Annotated in this window: 18 protein-coding genes; 2 read left to right on the top strand and 16 right to left on the bottom strand. The window is 62.0% G+C overall.

Going from position 1 to position 17562, the window contains the following annotated elements:
• Positions 1 to 109: 109 nt before the first annotated feature.
• The 7 genes from ytfQ to pcsA form a co-directional block, all read right to left on the bottom strand.
• A complete protein-coding gene (gene ytfQ, locus RHE_RS10680) occupies positions 110 to 1072 on the bottom strand; it encodes a galactofuranose ABC transporter, galactofuranose-binding protein YtfQ (RefSeq protein ID WP_011425353.1) in 963 nt (320 codons plus the stop codon).
• Between the two features lie 145 nt (positions 1073 to 1217).
• Positions 1218 to 2294 carry a BMP family ABC transporter substrate-binding protein gene (locus tag RHE_RS10675; protein WP_011425352.1) on the bottom strand — a complete coding sequence of 359 codons (1077 nt, stop codon included), beginning with the start codon at positions 2292 to 2294 and terminating at the stop codon, positions 1218 to 1220.
• A 52-nt stretch (positions 2295 to 2346) separates the two neighbouring features.
• Entirely contained in the window at positions 2347 to 3267 is a 921-nt protein-coding gene (locus RHE_RS10670; protein ID WP_011425351.1) for an ABC transporter permease, read from the bottom strand.
• The gene (locus tag RHE_RS10665; RefSeq protein ID WP_011425350.1) at positions 3264 to 4349 is read right to left on the bottom strand and encodes an ABC transporter permease; all 1086 of its coding nucleotides are present in this window, start codon (positions 4347 to 4349) and stop codon (positions 3264 to 3266) included. Before RHE_RS10665 ends, RHE_RS10670 begins: the two co-directional genes overlap by 4 nt.
• On the bottom strand, positions 4339 to 5907 hold the full coding sequence (locus RHE_RS10660; RefSeq protein WP_011425349.1) for an ABC transporter ATP-binding protein: 1569 nt from the start codon (positions 5905 to 5907) through the stop codon (positions 4339 to 4341). The genes RHE_RS10665 and RHE_RS10660 overlap by 11 nt, the downstream gene beginning before the upstream one ends.
• A 39-nt stretch (positions 5908 to 5946) precedes the next feature.
• Positions 5947 to 6927, bottom strand: coding sequence for a quinone oxidoreductase family protein (locus RHE_RS10655; protein ID WP_011425348.1), 981 nt, complete (start codon positions 6925 to 6927; stop codon positions 5947 to 5949).
• A gap of 10 nt (positions 6928 to 6937) precedes the next feature.
• The gene (pcsA, locus tag RHE_RS10650; protein ID WP_011425347.1) at positions 6938 to 7666 is read right to left on the bottom strand and encodes a phosphatidylcholine synthase; all 729 of its coding nucleotides are present in this window, start codon (positions 7664 to 7666) and stop codon (positions 6938 to 6940) included.
• 345 nt (positions 7667 to 8011) lie between these two features.
• Here pcsA and RHE_RS10645 point away from each other — a divergent pair, with 345 nt between their 5' ends.
• A complete protein-coding gene (locus RHE_RS10645; RefSeq protein WP_011425346.1) occupies positions 8012 to 8824 on the top strand; it encodes a ferredoxin--NADP reductase in 813 nt (270 codons plus the stop codon).
• 48 nt (positions 8825 to 8872) lie between these two features.
• On the opposite strand, the gene RHE_RS10640 is transcribed toward RHE_RS10645, so the two are convergent.
• The 6 genes from RHE_RS10640 to RHE_RS10615 all read right to left on the bottom strand — a co-directional run bounded on the left by RHE_RS10640 (position 8873) and on the right by RHE_RS10615 (position 13747).
• Positions 8873 to 9487, bottom strand: coding sequence for a GntR family transcriptional regulator (locus RHE_RS10640; protein ID WP_011425345.1), 615 nt, complete (start codon positions 9485 to 9487; stop codon positions 8873 to 8875).
• Between the two features lie 302 nt (positions 9488 to 9789).
• Positions 9790 to 10992, bottom strand: a complete 1203-nt coding sequence (locus tag RHE_RS10635; protein WP_011425344.1) for an ABC transporter permease — start codon at positions 10990 to 10992, stop codon at positions 9790 to 9792.
• Positions 10982 to 11698, bottom strand: coding sequence for an ABC transporter ATP-binding protein (locus RHE_RS10630; protein WP_011425343.1), 717 nt, complete (start codon positions 11696 to 11698; stop codon positions 10982 to 10984). The genes RHE_RS10635 and RHE_RS10630 overlap by 11 nt, the downstream gene beginning before the upstream one ends.
• Before the next feature lie 13 nt (positions 11699 to 11711).
• Complete coding sequence (locus RHE_RS10625) at positions 11712 to 13004, bottom strand: efflux RND transporter periplasmic adaptor subunit (RefSeq protein ID WP_011425342.1); 1293 nt, start codon at positions 13002 to 13004, stop codon at positions 11712 to 11714.
• Positions 13005 to 13163: 159 nt separating this feature from the next.
• Complete coding sequence (locus RHE_RS10620; protein ID WP_020921264.1) at positions 13164 to 13538, bottom strand: GFA family protein; 375 nt, start codon at positions 13536 to 13538, stop codon at positions 13164 to 13166.
• Positions 13538 to 13747, bottom strand: a complete 210-nt coding sequence (locus tag RHE_RS10615) for a hypothetical protein (protein WP_009993527.1) — start codon at positions 13745 to 13747, stop codon at positions 13538 to 13540. The genes RHE_RS10620 and RHE_RS10615 overlap by 1 nt, the downstream gene beginning before the upstream one ends.
• A gap of 379 nt (positions 13748 to 14126) precedes the next feature.
• Here RHE_RS10615 and RHE_RS10610 point away from each other — a divergent pair, with 379 nt between their 5' ends.
• Positions 14127 to 14309, top strand: a complete 183-nt coding sequence (locus RHE_RS10610) for a hypothetical protein (RefSeq protein ID WP_041678642.1) — start codon at positions 14127 to 14129, stop codon at positions 14307 to 14309.
• 61 nt (positions 14310 to 14370) lie between these two features.
• On the opposite strand, the gene RHE_RS10605 is transcribed toward RHE_RS10610, so the two are convergent.
• The 3 genes from RHE_RS10605 to RHE_RS10595 are packed head-to-tail and all read right to left on the bottom strand — an operon-like array spanning position 14371 to position 17552.
• Entirely contained in the window at positions 14371 to 15450 is a 1080-nt protein-coding gene (locus tag RHE_RS10605; RefSeq protein WP_011425339.1) for an ABC transporter ATP-binding protein, read from the bottom strand.
• An 18-nt stretch (positions 15451 to 15468) separates the two neighbouring features.
• Positions 15469 to 16518: a carbohydrate ABC transporter permease gene (locus RHE_RS10600; protein ID WP_011425338.1), complete on the bottom strand. Its 1050-nt coding sequence runs from the start codon at positions 16516 to 16518 to the stop codon at positions 15469 to 15471.
• Positions 16515 to 17552: a carbohydrate ABC transporter permease gene (locus RHE_RS10595; RefSeq protein ID WP_042118443.1), complete on the bottom strand. Its 1038-nt coding sequence runs from the start codon at positions 17550 to 17552 to the stop codon at positions 16515 to 16517. The genes RHE_RS10600 and RHE_RS10595 overlap by 4 nt, the downstream gene beginning before the upstream one ends.
• Between the last annotated feature and the right edge of the window lie 10 nt (positions 17553 to 17562).

The raw sequence follows: 17562 nt of genomic DNA, 5'->3' as shown, positions 1-17562 counted from the left end.
TGTCCTGATATTGCGCCTTGCGCCCGCGCCGAGACCGGGCATGACGCCCGGTCCGGCACCGGCAGTTCCGCACCGGCCGATTATGGGCCAGTGCGGTTCCAGGTTCAAATCAGTAGCCCTGGCCCTTCTTCTCTTCGTAGACCTTCATCGGGTCGTCGGAAGGCGTGTAGAGCTTGGACTCGGTCTGGATCCACTTCGGCGGAGCCTTCTTGTCCTTCAGGTAGGCATCGAGTGCGTCGAAGGCCGGACCAGCCATGTTCGGCGTCAGCTCGACAGTGGCATTGGACTCGCCTTCGGACATTGCCTTGAAGATATCAGGCACGGCGTCGATGGAGACGACGAGGATATCCTTGCCGGGCTTCAGGCCGGCTTCCTTGATCGCTTGGATGGCGCCGACGGCCATGTCGTCGTTATGAGCATAGAGAGCGCAGATATCCTTGCCGCCATTCTCGGCCTTCAGGAAGCTTTCCATGACTTCCTTGCCCTTGGTGCGGGTGAAGTCACCGGTCTGGCTGCGAACGATCTTGAGGTTATCGTGGCCAGCAAGAGCCTCTTCGAAGCCCTTCTTGCGGGCGATCGCCGGCGACGAACCGGTCGTGCCCTGCAGCTCGACGACGTTGCACTTCTTATCGCCGACGGTCTTCACCAGGAAGTCGCCTGCGACTTTGCCTTCATGAACGAGGTCCGACGTAACAGCCGTCAGGTAGAGATCGTCGGGAGCCTTGATGGTGCGGTCGAGAAGAATGACCGGGATCTTGGCTTCCTTGGCTTCCTTCAGAACGTCGTCCCAGCCGGTTTCGACGACCGGAGCGATAAGAATGGCATCGACGCCCTGAGCGATGAAGGAGCGCAAAGCCTTGATCTGATTTTCCTGCTTCTGCTGCGCATCGGCAAACTTCAGATCGATGCCGCGCTTCTTGGCCTGCTCCTTGGTCACGGTCGTTTCAGCCGCACGCCAGCCCGATTCCGAACCGATCTGCGAGAAGCCGACGGTCAAGCCGCCGGCCGAAGCCGAACCGAACATGCAGGCAGCCAAAATCGTGGCACTCAAAAGTGCAGTCTTCAATTTCATGATATCCTCCCAATGCCGCTCCTTCGCGGCGCAGGGTCAAAAAATCATATAGTATTACTTTTGTAAATCGCTTTTTTTAGCGTGTGAGAAGAAAAAAGGGCGCCCCCAAGGAGCGCCCCTCGTATCGGCAAAAGCGATAACCCGATTATTGCGCCGGCAGCTTGTCGTCGACGCCTTCGACGTAGAAGTTCATGCCGAGCAGCGTACCGTCATCGGCCTTCTCGCCGGCTTTCAGCCAGGGCGTTCCGTCCTGCTTGTTGATCGGGCCGGTAAAGGGATGCAGCTCGCCCGACTTGATCTTGGCTTCGGTTTCCTCGGCCATCTTCTTCACGTCGTCAGGCATGTTGGTGTAGGGCGCCATCTTCAGGATGCCATCCTTCAGGCCATCCCAGCTCTGCTCGGACTTCCAGGTGCCGTCGAGCAGCGCGTGTACGCGCTTGGAGTAGTAGGTGCCCCAGGTATCGACGATTGCCGTCAGCTGCGCCTTCGGGCCGGCTGCGATCATGTCGGACGCCTGGCCGAAGGCATGGATGCCGCGCTCTTCTGCAACCTGCATCGGCGCCGTCGTATCGGTGTGCTGCGTCAAGACGTCGACGCCCTGATCGACCATCGCCTTGGCGGCATCGGCTTCCTTGCCGGGGTCGAACCAGGTGTTGACCCAGATGACCTTGAGCTTGAAGCTCGGATCGACCGACCTGGCGCCCTGCTCGAAGGAATTGATGCCCATCACCACTTCCGGAATCGGGAAGGAGGCTATGTAGGCGGCGCCGTGATTCTTCGAGGTCTTGGCGGCGATCTGGCCGAGGATGTAGCGGCCCTCGTAGAAGCGCGAATTGTAGGTGGCGAGGTTGGGGCCGGTCTTGTAGCCGGTGCCGTGCTCGAATTTGACCTTCGGGAACTTGGCGGCAACCTTCACGGTCGCATCCATGAAGCCGAAGGAGGTGGTGAAGATGAGCTTGCAGCCGGAACGGGCGAGGCGCTCGATGGCGCGCTCGGCATCCGGGCCTTCCGGCACGTTTTCGAGATAAGGCGTTTCGATCTTGTCGCCGAATTCAGCCTGCACCTGCTGACGGCCGAGATCGTGGGCCTGCGAATAGCCGCCGTCGGTGTGCGAACCGACATAGACGAAGCAGACCTTCGTCTTGTCGGCGGCCTGAGCGGCTGAGGCGACGCCGATAATGGCGGCTGCTGAAGCGGCAAGTGTGAGTGCGAACTTCTTCATGGTGACCCCTGTTGGTTTGAAGTTATTCCGGAAACCCGTCTGTTGTTGTTCTTTATCGCTCCGGCACGAAAGCTTTTCCAAGCGATGCCGGCGTGTTGATCATCGTCGTGCGCCGATTATGAGAAATGATGATGAGAACCACAATAGTCGCGGCATAGGGCAGCATCGACAGAAACTGAGAGGGAATGCCGAGGCCGAAGGCCTGCGCGTGCAGCTGCAGGATGGTGACCGCACCGAAGAGATACCCGCCGGCAAAAACCCGCCATGGCCGCCAGGAAGCGAAAACGACAAGCGCCAGGGTGATCCAGCCGCGGCCGGCCGACATGTTCTCCGCCCATTGCGGCGTATAGACGAGCGAGAGCTGCGCTCCGGCAAGACCGGCGCAGGCGCCGCCGAACATCACCGCCAAGTAGCGCGTGCGGATGACACCGATGCCGAGCGCATGCGCCGACGTATGACTGTCGCCGATTGCTCTCAGCTTCAGCCCGGCCCGGCTGCGGAACAAGAACCAGCTGACGCCGATCACAAGCGCAATCGACAGGTAGAAGATCAGATCCTGCCTGAACAGAACATGGCCGATGACGGGAATATCCGACAGGATCGGAACGACGATCTCTTCGAGGCGAATTCCGGGAACGCTGACATAGGGCTCCCCGAGCATGCCGGATGCGCCGAGGCCGAGAAGCGTAAGCGCCAGTCCCGTCGCCACCTGGTTGGCCACCAGCGTCAGCGTCAGGAAGGCGAACAGCAGCGAGAACAGCGCACCCGCCGCTATGCCGCAGATGATCCCGACATAGGGCGAGCCCGACGTCTGCGCTCCGGCAAAAGCGGCAACCGCGCCCATGATCATCATGCCTTCGACGCCGAGATTGAGAACGCCGGAGCGCTCCGTCACCAGTTCGCCGAGCGCGGCGATGACAAGCGGCGTCGAGGCGGTGATCACCGTCAGCAGAATGGCTTCGAAAATGCTCATGCCGCGCCGCTCCTCAACCGCGACCAGACGATGCGGATTTTGTAGTAGATCAGTGTATCGCAGGAGAGCACGAAAAAGAGCAGCAGGCCCTGGAAGACGCGGGTGACCTTGTCCGAGACGCCGAGCGACAGCTGTGCGGCCTCGCCGCCGAGATAGGTCAGCGCCAGCACCAGGCCGGACGCGATGATGCCGAGCGGATTGAGCCGGCCGAGGAAGGCGACGATGATGGCGGTGAAGCCGTAGCCTGGCGAGATCGCCGGCTGCAAATGGCCGATCGAGCCGGAGACCTCGGAGATTCCGGCAAGACCAGCAAGAGCCCCTGAGAAGAGAAAGCTGAACCAGATCATCTTCTTCGACGAAAAGCCGGCAAAGCGCCCTGCCCGCTCCGACTGGCCGAGCACGATGATTTCGAAGCCTTTCAGCGTATACCGCAGCATGAACCAGACGCCGATTGCCGCGATGATGGCGAAAATGAAGGCCCAGTGGGCCCGGCCGGATTCCTCCCAGATCGCCGGCAGCACGGCTTCGGGTGCGAAATCGCGCGAGACCGGAAAGTTGAAGCCCTGCGGATCGCGCCAGGCGCCGCGCACCAGCCAATCGAGGAAGAGCTGGGCGATATAGACCAGCATCAGCGATGTCAGGATTTCGTTGGTGTTGAAATGCGCCTTCAACAGCGCCGGAATGGCGGCAAAGAGCGCGCCGCCGAGCGCTCCCAGGATCAGCATCAACGGCAGGACGAGGGGCGAATGCCAGTCGTAGAAGACGATCGGCAGATAGGAGCCGGTGATGGCGCCGATGGTGAACTGGCCCTCGGCACCGATATTCCAGTTGTTCGAGCGATAGCAGACGGCAAGGCCGACGGCGATCAGGATGAGCGGCGCGGCCTTGATCGCCAGTTCGTGCAGCGACCAGACTTCGAGCAGCGGCTCGACGAAGAAAGCGTCCAGCGACCCGACCGGGTCCTTGCCGAGCATGGCGAACATGATGGCGCCGAAGGCGAGCGTCAGCACAAGCGCCAGCAGCGGCGAGACGAAGGCAAAGAGCTTCGAAACCTCGGCGCGTTTCTCGAGTTCAATGCGCATGGGCAGCCTCCGCGTCGGGCTTGGCGTCATGCAGGCCGCCCATCAGCAGGCCGATCTTTTCGCGCGTCAGCTCGCCGGCCGGATAGGGGTGGGAAAGGCGTCCCTCGGAGATGACGGCGATATCGGTCGCGACCTCGAAGATCTCGTCGAGATCCTGGCTGATGACGACGACGGCGGAGCCGGCTTTTGCAAGATCGACGAGCGCCTGGCGGATGCGGCTTGCGGCTCCCGCATCGACGCCCCAGGTCGGCTGGTTGACAACGAGGACGGCCGGCTGGCGGTCGAGTTCGCGGCCGACGATGAATTTCTGCAGATTGCCGCCGGACAGTGAGGCCGCGGCTGGGTCGTCCCCGCTCTTGCGGACATCCATAGCCTCGGAGATGCGCCGTGCGGCAGATTTCACCGCGCCATGGCGAATCATGCCGAGCACGCCAAGAAAGGCCTTGCGATCCGACTGACTGCGGGCGAGCACCAGATTGTCCGAGAGCTTCATGGCAGAAACGGCGGCATGGCCATGGCGCTCTTCCGGCACGAACCCGGCGCCGAGCAGGCGGCGGGCCGTTATCCCCTCGGTACCCACGGGCTTCTTCCGGATAACGATCGCTTCGGCCGAAGCGACCGGATATTCGCCGGAGAGTGCGTCGAACAATTCGCTTTGCCCATTGCCGGCGACCCCAGCAATCGCCAGGATCTCGCCGGCCCGAACGGTCATCGAGACATCGCGTAGCGGCATGGCGAAGGGCGTGCGCGCGGCAACCGAGAGGTTCGTCACGGCAAGCTGCACCTCGCCCTTGTCCGAGCGCTCGGGATGGGTGACGGTCGCCACCTCGCTGCCGACCATCATGCGGGCAAGCGAGGCGGGCGTCTCCTGCTTCGGATCGCAGGCGCCGGTCACGCGGCCATGGCGCAGCACAGTGGCGCGATCGCAGATACGCTGCACCTCTTCCAGGCGGTGACTGATATAGAGAACAGAGCGGCCCTCGGCGCGCAGCTTGAACAAGGTTTCAAACAACCTGTCGGCTTCCTGCGGCGTCAGCACCGAGGTCGGCTCGTCGAGAATGATGAGCTTCGGGTTCTGCAGCAGCGCACGGACGATCTCGATGCGCTGGCGTTCGCCGACGGAGAGATCGGCGACATGGGCATGCGGGTCAAGCGGCAGGCCGTAGGCGACGGAGAGCGCCCTCGCCTCTTCGGCGATCCTGTCGATTGGAATGGTGTCATCGAGCGACAGCGCGATGTTCTCGGCGACCGTCAGCGCTTCGAACAGGGAAAAATGCTGGAAGACCATGCCGATGCCGAGCCTGCGGGCCTCACCGGGCGAAGCGACGGTGACCGGCGTGCCGTCCCAGAGGATTTGACCATGGGTCGGCTCCAGAACGCCGAACAGCATCTTGACCAGCGTGGATTTGCCTGCGCCATTTTCGCCGAGAAGCGCGTGAATTTCGCCCGGCGCGATATCGAGATCGATTTCATTGCAGGCGGGAAAGCCACCGAAAAATTTCGTCAGCTTCTGTACGGATAGTAACGCACCGGAATCCGGCACATTCAATGGCGACACGTTCCCCTCATTTCTTCTGCCGACCGGTCCGTTCGGATCTCATGGAATCAGCAGCGTCGTTCCTGTTGTTTTTCTTGATTCCAGATCCGCGTGGGCCCGCCCAACCTCACGCAGCGGATAGGTCTGATTGACATTGATACGCACTTTGTTGCTTTGCACAACATCAAATAGCGCTTTCGCACTGTCGATCAGTTCCTGGCGCGCGGCGATATAGGTGAAGAGCGTCGGCCGCGTCGCAAAGAGCGAGCCCTTCTGCGCCAGCTGGGAAAGGCTGAAGTTCTCGATCGGCCCGGAGGACTGGCCGAAGGAGGCAAAAAGCCCGCGCGGCTTCAGGCAGTCGAGCGACTGTGGAAAAGTATCGCGGCCGATCGAATCATAGACGACATCGACGCCCTTGCCGCCGGTTATGTCGCGGACCCGGCCGACGAAGTCTTCGCTCTTGTAATTGATCACATGGTCGTAGCCGTGTTCTAGCGCCAGCGCGACCTTGTCTTCCGATCCCGCCGTGCCGATGACGGTGGCGCCGAGCGCCTTTGCCCATTGGCCGGCGATCAGTCCGACGCCGCCGGCGGCGGCATGAAACAGCAGCACCGTCTCAGGGCCGACCTTGAAGGTGCGGTTCAGGAGATATTCGGCGGTCATGCCCTTCAGCATCATCGCCGCCGCGGTTTCGAGCTCTATGCCGCCGGGCACATGAACCAGATGACGCGCCTCGATATTACGCTCGACACTATAGGCGCCATCGGCGCTCGCATAGGCGACACGATCGCCGACCTTGAAATCGGTAACGTCAGGGCCGACCGCTGTCACAGTGCCGGCCCCCTCCTTACCAGTGACGAAAGGAAGATGCGGCACCTTGTAGGAGCCATTGCGAAAATAGACATCGATGAAATTGAGGCCGACCGCCGCCTGGCGGATCTGCACCTCACCGGCCGGCGGCGGCGGAAGATCAATCTCAACATAGTCGAAAACCTCCGGTCCGCCTGTCCGCGAGAATGAAACCGCCTGCGTCTTCGTCATCTTGCCGTCCTCAAGCTTTGCGTCCAAGAGCTGGGAAGAATTGCAGCACCGCGCCGATGACGTAAAGATAGATCCCGCTCACAATGAAGAGAACGAGCGCCCATTCAGGCGTCTGGAAATTTTTCAGCAGCGAATAGATGCCGAGCGCCGACCAGAGGAAAAAGACGCCGAGATTGAGCGGGCGCAGCCTTTGGACGCGGACCGGATGCAGGAAATTGATCGGCAGGAAGGTCAGCACCACCGAAACGATGACGACGGCAAGCGCGGTCGTCGCGCTGGCATCGATGACGAACAGGGTGAAGACGATCATGTTCCAGACGACGGGAAAGCCGGAGAAGAAATATTCCTCCGTCTTCATGCCCATATCGGCATAATAGATAGCGCTGGAGACGACGATCATGCCGGCGGCGACGAAGGACCAGGGCTCGCCGATCATGCCGCTCTGATAGAGCGCAAAGGCCGGCAGCAGCACATAGGTGACGTAATCGATGATGTTGTCGAGCGTATCTCCCGACCAGTTCGGCAGTACTTCCTTGACACGCACCTTGCGGGCGATCGGGCCATCGATGCCGTCGACGAGAAGGGCAAGACCCAGCCACCAGAACATATCGATGAAGCGGTGCTCGGCGGCGGCGACGACGCCGAGAAAGGCCAGGAAGGAACCGGAGGCCGTCAATATGTGGACGGAAAAGGCGCGCATCTCCGCGTAAGGAACGCGCTTATAGTTGAAAATCTTCATATTCCCCGACCGCCCTATCGCGCTCGCCCCGGCAAGCGTTCTTTTTCGCCACCATCGCCGGACCCTCTTTGCTCAATCGGGTTCGACGTCGTAGGTCTTTGTTGTCGCACCGTTTTTGCATGATATCCGCAGGCGTTTGCGGCGCGCCGCCCTAATATGCATCCTTTGCCGGGCTTCGCCAGCGGGAAATGAGACATTCCCCGCCAGCCATTGAATCCTGACAGGGACATGCATATTTCCCTTCATGAGCGCTGCGTGGAATGGAATGCCTTTAATTCCTGCCGGATATGTAATATCTGCCTCGCATCTGATGGTTCATCCGACGAAACGGGATCCTCTACCGCAATGAACGCGCCTGCAAAGACCGAAGACTTCGCCTCGTCCATTCCCGCCGGCGTCTACGCCGAGACGGTGCTTGCCGTGACGCATTATACCGACCGGCTCTTCCGCTTCACGATGACCCGGCCGCAAGGCTTCCGTTTCCGTTCCGGCGAGTTCGCGATGATCGGCCTGATGGTCGAGGGCAAGCCGGTCTTCCGCGCCTATTCGATCGCCAGCCCCGCCTGGGCCGAAGAGCTCGAATTCTTCTCGATCAAGGTACCGGACGGTCCGCTGACCTCGCATCTGCAAGCGATCAAGCCGGGCGACCAGGTGCTGATGCGCAAAAAGCCTACGGGCACGCTGGTGCTCGATGCGCTGACGCCCGGTCGGCGCCTCTACATGTTCTCGACGGGAACGGGCGTTGCGCCCTTCGCCAGCCTCATCCGCGATCCCGAGACCTATGAAAAATTCGAGGAAGTCATCCTTACCCACACGACGCGCGATGTCGCCGAGCTGAAATACGGCTTCGACCTGGTGCACGAGATCCAGAACGACGAGCTGCTGAAGGAAGTCGTCGGCGACAAGCTGCGCCATTATGCGACCGTCACCCGCGAGGACTTTGCCTATCGCGGGCGCATTACCGATCTGATCTCGTCCGGCAAGCTGTTTACGGATCTCGGCGTGCCGCCGCTCGATCCGGCAATCGACCGCGGCATGATCTGCGGTTCCTCGGCGATGCTGAAGGACACCAAGGAACTGCTGGAAAAGGCCGGCCTCAATGAAGGCGCCAACAGCAAGCCCGCTGAGTTCGTCATCGAACGCGCTTTCGTCGGCTGATAGTTCCGACAGGCATATCTGATAACGGCTCCGGAAACGGGGCCGTTTCTATTTGGCGACGAGATAGTCGATCAGCACCGCCATGGCGGCGCGGGCCGCATCCGGCCTTCCCTCCTGGATGGCGTGGATGACTGCAACATGCAGCGCGATGGCGCGATCCAAGCGCTCCGGGCTTGCGGTGGAGTACCAGAGGCGACGCGAATGCGTCTGCACCGGGCCGAGCGCTGCCATGATAAAGCCGTTCGGGCAGGCATCCTCGAGGATTTCGTCAAACGCCTTGTCGGCGGCAAAGAAACCGGCGAGATCGCCGGTCACCGCGCATTCCTCCATGGCGCGAGCGCAGTCGCCGAGGCGGAGGCGCTGTTCGTCGGTCGCATGTTCGGCGGCCAATGCGGCCGCGATCGGCTCCAACTCGCGGCGCACCTGCATGACATTGCCATGGTCTTCAGCCGCGATCTCGGCCACCTGCAGCCCGACGCGCGGCTTCACCAGGATCAGCCCCTGCCAGGCCAGCTTCTGGATCGCCTCACGTACCGGTGTACGCCCATGGCCCGCCATGTCGATCAGCTGCTTTTCGGTGACCAGCGCCCCCGGCTTCAGCGCCAGCGTGACGATGAGGTGCTCCAGCGCAAGATAGGCACGATGGCTTTGTGACGTCTGCATGCTGGAGATCCACCGCCTGAAGCTGATATATCACATAGTGGCATGACCAAAAACCGAAGACAACATTGAAATATCAGAACAGAGACAAATAGATAACAGCGGCGCGAGTTTCGAGGACTCAGGCTTCGAGGCCACGAATTCATTTCACCACACGCCCTCCGGCATGCTCGGCCTTGAGCCGAGCATCCACACGTATCAACCGGCGGCAGTTACGTGGATCCTCGGCCAAAGGCCGAGGAGGATGGAGACTGGGATTGGCGTTTCTCTCGAACTCACCGGGAGAGACATCACGCTACGGCGCGCTACTCATGCCGCAGCGCCTCGATCGGATTGAGCTGGGCTGCCCGTCTCGCCGGAAAATAGCCGAAGATCATGCCGATTGCGGCGGAGAAGAGGAAGGCGACGGCGACCATCATCGGGCTGAAGACGAAGGGGACTTTCAGAAAAGTCACCGCCACCAGGCCGAGGCTGAGGCCGAGCACGATGCCGGTGATGCCGCCGAAGAGCGAGAGCGCCACCGCCTCGACCAGAAACTGGGTCAGCACCTGGCCTTCAAGCGCGCCGATCGCCAGGCGAATGCCGATTTCGCGGGTGCGTTCGGTGACGGAGACCAGCATGATGTTCATGATGCCGATGCCGCCGACGAGCAGGCTGATGGCGGCGACCGCGCCGAGCAGGCCGGTGAGCAGCGTCGTCGTGCCGGTCATCGCTTCGGCGATCTGAGTCATGTCGTTGACGTTGAAATCGTCCTGCCGGCCGGGAAGGATCTTGCGGCGCTCGCGCAAAAGGTTTTCGACGTCGGCTTGCACCTTGGCCGTCGAGACGCCGTCGCGCGCCGAGATAATGATCTGCGGCACGTTGCTGTTGCCGCTGATGCGCCGCTGGAACACCTTGACCGGCATGATGACGACATCGTCCTGATCGGTGCCCATGCCGGACTGACCGCGCTTGGCGAGCACGCCGATCACAGGACACGAGACCTTGCCGACGCGGATCTGCTGGCCGAGCGGATCGGCGGCGCCGAACAGCTGCGAGCGAACCGTCTCGCCGATGATGCAGCGGGACTGGCCGCGTTCCTCGGCGGGCGTGAAGATGCGGCCAAGCGCCAGGTTCCAGTCCTGCGCCACGAAATAGTCGTTGGTGGTGCCGGATACGCTGGTCGAATGGTTCTGGCCGCCGAAAATCACCGTCGCGGTCGACTGGTTGAGCGGCGCTACCGCCCGCAAGCCGCCGATCTGGTCGCGGATGGCGGCGACGTCCTTGACGCTGAAGCGCTTGGCCTCGGAGCTGGCGCGGCCCGGGCCGAACTGGCCGGGGCGGACGAAAAGCATGTTGGTGCCGAGCCGCGACAGCTCGGTCGAGACCTGCGCGGTCGTGCCGTTGCCGATCGTCACCAAAGCGATCACGGCGGCAACGCCGATGACGACGCCGAGCACGGTCAGGAAGGAGCGCAGCATGTTGCGGCTGATGGCGCGCAGCGCGAGTTTCAGCGTCTCAAAGAACATGATCCGCCCTCCTCCGGTGCTCCACCTCGGTCTCGAGCTTGCCGTCGACAAAGCGCAGCAGCCGCTCAGCATAGGCGGCGATATCTGGCTCATGCGTGACCATAACGATGGTGATGCCCTGCTCGCGGTTCAGCCGCGTCAGCAGATCCATGATCTCGACGCTGGTCTTGGTGTCGAGATTGCCGGTGGGCTCATCGGCGAGCAGCAGCGCCGGTTCGGTGACGATGGCGCGGGCGATGGCGACGCGCTGCTGCTGGCCGCCCGAGAGTTCCTGCGTCTTGTGGTGCTCGCGCCCGGTGAGACCGACCAGCGCCAGAGCTTGGCGCGCCCGTTCGCGCCGCTCACGCACGGCCATGCCGCGATAGATCAGCGGTAGCTCGACATTCTCGACAGCCGAGGTTCGCGACAGGAGATTGAAGCCCTGGAAGACGAAGCCGAGCATGTGGCGGCGAAGGAGCGTCAGGTGGCTGCGGTCGAAGCCGCTGGTCGGGATACCCTGGAAGATGTAATCGCCTGATGTCGGCACGTCGAGGCAGCCGAGGATGTTCATCGCCGTCGACTTGCCGGAGCCGGACGGACCCATGATCGCGACGAATTCATGGGCCGCGATCGCCAGATCGACATGGTCGAGCGCACGGATCGCCGCCTCGCCCTCGCCGTAGATTTTCGAGACCTGCCTGAATTCGATCAGCGGCGGGCTTGTCATCCGTCTCTCCGCCCTAGTTCACGCGCACCGCAGCGTCGGTCACCAGCGCATCGTTTTCCCTGATTTCACCGGAAGCCACCTGAGTGTACTGGCCATCCGACGAGCCGACCTGGATGACTACAGGCGTGGGGCGGCCGTCGCGCAGCACCCATACACGGCGCTCCGCGCCCGTCAGCGCCTGCGCTGCATTGCCGCCGCGCCGGCGTGGCGGGCCAAAGATTCCCATAATGCCGCGGCCACGGCGTTCGACCTGCGGCGGGGCATAACGGAGCGCCGCATTGGGCACCATCAGCGTATCCTTGACGGCCTCGACGGTAATATCGGCGGTTGCCGTCATGCCGGGGCGCAGCAGCAAATCGGCGTTGTTCACCGAGAGGACCGCCTTATAGGTCACGACATTGTTGACCACTTCGGAGGCAAAGCGGATCTGCTCGATCTCAGCGGGGAAGGACTGGTCGGGATAGGCGTCGACTGTAAATTTCGCCTTCTGGCCGACAGCGATCTTGCCGACGTCGGCCTCGTCGACATCGACCTGCAGCTCCATCTTCTTGAGGTCGCCCGCGATTGTGAAAAGGATTGGCGCCGAAAGCGAGGCGGCGACGGTGGCGCCCGGATTGACCGAGCGGGTAAGAATGACACCATCGATCGGCGAGACGATCTTCGCCTTGGCGAGATTGACCTCGGCGAGCTGCAGGTCGGCCTCAGAGGCGAGCACCTCGGCTTCGTTGATCTGTTTGGCGGCGACGGCGGAATCATATTTGTAGGTGGCGTCGTCGAGGCTCTGCTGAGTGGAGACATTGCTCCTGACCAGGCTTTTCAGCCGCTCGAGCGAGGTGCTTGCCGATTCGAGATCGGCATTGGCCTTGGCGACGTTTGCCTTGGCCGAATTGACCTTGGCGCGCGAACTCTTGACATCGGCCTCGAGCTTGTTGGTGTCGAGCAGCGCCAGCACGTCGCCCGCCTTGACCGTGCTGTTATAATCGACGTTGACGTCGCGGACGGTGCCGGAAAGTTCGCTCGATATATCCACCTGCTCCGTCGGCTGCACCGAGCCGGTGGCGGTGACGAGCACGGTCAGGTCGCCGCGTTTGGCCGGCTGCGTCGTGTAGCTCACTTCACTTTGCCCGCGGCCGGCATAGAAATAAGCGGCGGCCGCGGCGGCAACGATGAGGATCAGCAGGATGAGCAGGCGTCCGCGCCAGCGGCTGCGCTTGTTCTGCCGTCCCGATGCGGCAAGAACCGCCGCGAGATCGGGCGTCGTGCCGGCTCTTGCGCCGGTCTCGTTGCCGCTCACGATTTTGTTCATGTCATCCTCGATCAGTCACTGGCCGCTTCGGCCCTGCAATGAAATAACCACACCGCAGATGAACCGGGAATTAGCGTTGCCGCCGAACTGGCACGGAATTGCGGACAGGTGAAATGAAATATTGGTAAGAAAAGTCAAGTTTTAGCGCGCAACCGGTCGTCAGTTCACATCTTCGGCATATTGCTTCGCGCCTGGCAACTCCCGCAGCCAAGCTTCGCGACGCTTGATCCAGAGCTCATACGTGGGTTCGAGATCGGTCGGAGGACTGTCGAGCGAGCCGAGCCGGATTTCGACAGTCTCCTCCTGCAGGCAGAAGAGCCTGCCGCCGCAGGCGGGGCAGAAGCTGCGGCCGGCGAAAGTGGCAATCTGACCGGTGTGGGAAAAAGCCGGGCGCGGCCAGACGGCGAAGAAGACAAAGGCGGAACCGCTCGATTTGCGGCAGTCGGCGCAATGGCAGAGACCGACGCGGAGCGGCTCGCCTTCGACGCTGTAGGCAACCGCCCCGCAGAGGCAGCTTCCACTTCGCCTCCGCATCAGGAATCGAGACTGGTGGGCAGCCCTGGCGGGCGCCGCTTTGCCGCCATCAGCAGATCGAGTTCGGTGGCGGAGGGGCCGAACTTCTCGTAGAGGCGCTTGGCCTCCTTGTCGTCCAGCCGGTATTTCCTGGCGAATTCGCTGAAGCTGTAGGGGCGGCCACGCAGAACTCTTCGCGCCGGGGTCGCCGTTTTCGGTGCGTCGGTCATGGTTTTCTCCTTTCATCGGCTGCCCGTTAAGTTAGCGCGGTCCAGCCATTTGGAAAGAGTCGAGGGCCCGCTTCGAAACCATGAAGGGGGATGGATGCGGCTGATTTTCCTGGAACCTTTTTATCTATGCCCGGTTTCCGAAGCGAGGTTGCGGGCCGCGCCAAGCGGACGCGGCAGTGCTGGAGAACATCGGGATTTTTCCGCTTTCTCCCGGTGGCCAACGAAACGGCAGGCGAGCTCCCTACCCGCCCGGTCCGCTTCCTCATCTCTCGTTTCGGCATGAGATCACGAAATATTAAAATGCGGAACGCACGTGCCGGAGCGAGGTTGTTCACCCGAGGTCGACGTGGCCTCAGTTGATAAACCAAGGAGAAACCAAATGGCAAACCAAGGTGGAACGCACGAACAGCACGTCAAGGCTGGGCAGCAGAGTCACAAGAACGGCTCCAATACCCGCAGCGCCTCTTCAGGCGGCCGCGACGCGCAGTCCAGCGGAACCCGCGGCGGCAGCCATGAGCAGCATGTAAAGGCTGGTCAACAAAGTCACAAGAACAGCCACTAAGGCTGTCGTGATGTGAAAATTCTGGCCCGCGCCTCCATTCCGGCGCGGGCTTTTTCGGCTCTCAAGACAAGCGTCGGCCATCTTCGCCGAAGAGGTGCAGCACGGCGGGATCGAGATGGAGCGGCAGGCTGTCACCCGATTTCATCTGCTGCTGGCCGGCGAAGACCGCGATCAGTTTCTTGCCTGATGCCTCGGTGTGGACGACGGTTTCGGACCCTAGTTCCTCGACAAGGATGACCCTTGTGTCCAGCCGGCCTGCGGCAGCTCCATCGGCCAGGGTGATGTGCTGCGGCCGGATGCCGATGCTGACCCTTTCGCCCGCCGGGCGCGTCTCCCGGGCAGTGACCGAAAGGCGATGGCCGCCGACGGTTTCGACCTCGGCAAAACCGTTCTCGTGGCCGATGATCGAGCCTTCCAGGAAATTCATGTGCGGCGCGCCGATGAAGCCGGCGACGAAGCGGTTGGCCGGCTTGTTATAGAGTTCCAGCGGCGTTCCGATCTGTTCGATCCGGCCGCTTCTCAGCACGACGATGCGGTTGGCAAGCGTCATTGCCTCGACCTGATCGTGGGTGACGTAGATCATCGTCGCCTTCAGCCGGGCATGAAGGGCCGCGAGCTCGGCGCGCATCGTGACACGCAGTTCGGCATCGAGGTTCGACAGCGGCTCGTCGAGCAGGAAGGCATCCGGGCGGCGGACGATGGCGCGGCCGATCGCGACGCGCTGGCGCTGGCCGCCGGAGAGCTGACCCGGGCGGCGCTGCAGGAAGGGCTCGATCTCCAGCATGCGGGCAGCGTCAGCGATGCGGGCTTCGATCTCGGCCTTGGGCACCTTGGTATTTTCGAGGCCGAAGGCCAGGTTTTCCCTGACGCTCATATGCGGATAGAGCGCATAGGACTGGAAGACCATGGCGAGGCCGCGGTCGGCGGCGCCGATCTCGGTGACATCCGTGCCGTCGATGGCGATGCTGCCGCCCGTCGGCTTGTCGAGGCCGGCGATCAGCCGCAAGAGCGTCGATTTCCCGCAGCCGGACGGGCCGACGAAGGCGATGAATTCGCCGTCGTTGACCGCAAGCGAGACATCGCGGATGACCTCGACGGCACCGAAATTCTTGACGATGTTCCTGAGCTCGAGCCCGCTCATGCACTCTCCTCTGTGATATTATTTCAGTCCGGAGCCGGCGATCCCAGTGGTGATGAAGCGCTGCAGGAAGACGAAGATCAGCACGACAGGGATCATCGAGACAACGGTCATGGCAAGAATATAATGCCACTGCACATTGAGCTCGCCGGCATAGACGTTGAGCCCGACCTGCAGCGTGTAGAGTTCCTTGCGCGACAGCACGATCAGCGGCCAGAGGAAGTCGTTCCAGCGCCAGACGACCGAGAAGATCGCCAGCACCGCCAGCGCCGGGGCCGACAGCGGCAGGATGATGCGCCAGTAGATCTGCCATTCGCTGGCCTTGTCCATGCGCGCGGCGTCGATCAGCTCGTCGGGGATGGTGAGCATATATTGCCGCAGCAGGAAGACGCCCGTTGGGGTGGCGACCGTCGGCAGGATAACGCCCCAGAGGCTGTCGAAGAGGTTCAAACTGCCGATGACCGAATAGAGCGGCACGACGATCACCGAGAGCGGCACCATCAACGTTGCCAGGATCATCAGCATGACGGCAGTGCGGCCGGGGAACTGGTATTTCGACAACGCGAAGGCGGCCATCGAATTGACGAGCAGCGTGATTGCCGTCGCCACGATCGTCACGAAGACAGAATTGCGCAGGAACAGGAAGAAGTCGAAGCGCTGGAAAGGCTCGGTGTAGTTGCCGGCGGCAAATTCCACCTTACGCACCGGCGTGCGATCCTTGATGTTGACCTTGACGATCTCTCCTGGCTGTTTCGGATCGACCATCTGGCCCATGATGCCGATGCGGCGGACTTCGGCGAGCACGCGTTTACTGCCATCCGGCATGGTCACGTTATAGAGCGGCAGCGGTTTGTCGTAACCCGGCACCACGGCCTGCTCGGTGACATAGGGCAGCAATGAGGGCGGGAACTCGGCGAGCGCCGCCGGCGTCTTGAAGGAGGAGAAGACGAGCCAGACGGCCGGGCCGAACATCAGGAAAACGCCGGAGATCAGCCAGATCCAGGTGACGACGTCGGTCCAGTGCCAGCCGCGGCCGCGGCGGCGGAACAGGAAGGTGGTGACGGCGCTCATTGGCGTTTCGCCTTCTTCTCGTTGCGGCCGCTGGCGGCGAGCTGGACCAGCGTCAAGATCACGAGGACGATGCCCATCAGGATCGAGGCGGCCGAGGCAAGCCCCGGATTGCGCAGCGAACTCGCAAAGCCGGTCTCGTAAATAAACTGGGTGATGTACATGGTGCTGGTGCCGGGCCCCCCGCCTGTGAGCACAAAGACCTCATCGAAGATCTGCACGGCGCGGATCAGCGCCAGCACCAGGACGACGATGAGGTTCGGCATCAACAGTGGCAGGGTGATGCGCCGGAAGATGCGGGTCGGGCTCGCCTTGTCCATGGCCGCCGCCTCATAGAGATCCCTCGGGATTGCCTGCAGGCCGGCGAGCAGGATCAGCGCGTAAAAGCCCATATGCGCCCAGACAGAGACGAAGACGGCGAAGAAAAAGGCCCAGAACCGATCGCTGAGCCAGGAGAAGGGCTCGAATCCGAAGGGGCTCAGCGCATAGTTCAACAGCCCCTGGCGCTGCAGGATCCACTTCCAGATCAGCCCGACGACGACGGGCGACAGCAGCACCGGAAAGAAGAACACTGCGCGCCAGAAGCCGCGATTGGAAAGCTCGCGATTGAGGATCAAAGCCGTCGCCAGCGCCGCGATGAGCATCGCGCTCACCTGGAAGACGACGAAGACGGCGGTGTTGCGCACGGCCGCCCAAAAGGTGTCGGCCGCGCAGGTCGCGGGATCGAGATAGGAGCCGCAGTCGAAGAGGATTCGGTACTGCTCGGCGCCGACATAGGTCCTGTTCTGCAGGAAGACGCCGCTGCCGCTCGTCGTCGAATAGACGAAGTTGATGACCAGCGGCAGGAGCACGAAGACGCTGAAGATCAGCATGTTAGGCGCCAGGAAGATGCCCGCCATGCCGTTCAGGCCGGTCAATTTTTGCCAGGCGCGCATCGGCACGTCGACGAGCCCCATGACAAGATGGACAGGCGCCAGAAGCGCCTGCCGCACACCGGCCTTTGCCGGCGCTTTGGAAGAAACCGTTGCGTCCGCCATCCATTCTTCC

The organism is Rhizobium etli CFN 42 (assembly GCF_000092045.1).
GTDB lineage: Bacteria > Pseudomonadota > Alphaproteobacteria > Rhizobiales > Rhizobiaceae > Rhizobium > Rhizobium etli.
Note: the sequence above shows the minus strand (reverse complement) of the source record. Positions and strands in the feature narration are given on the sequence as shown.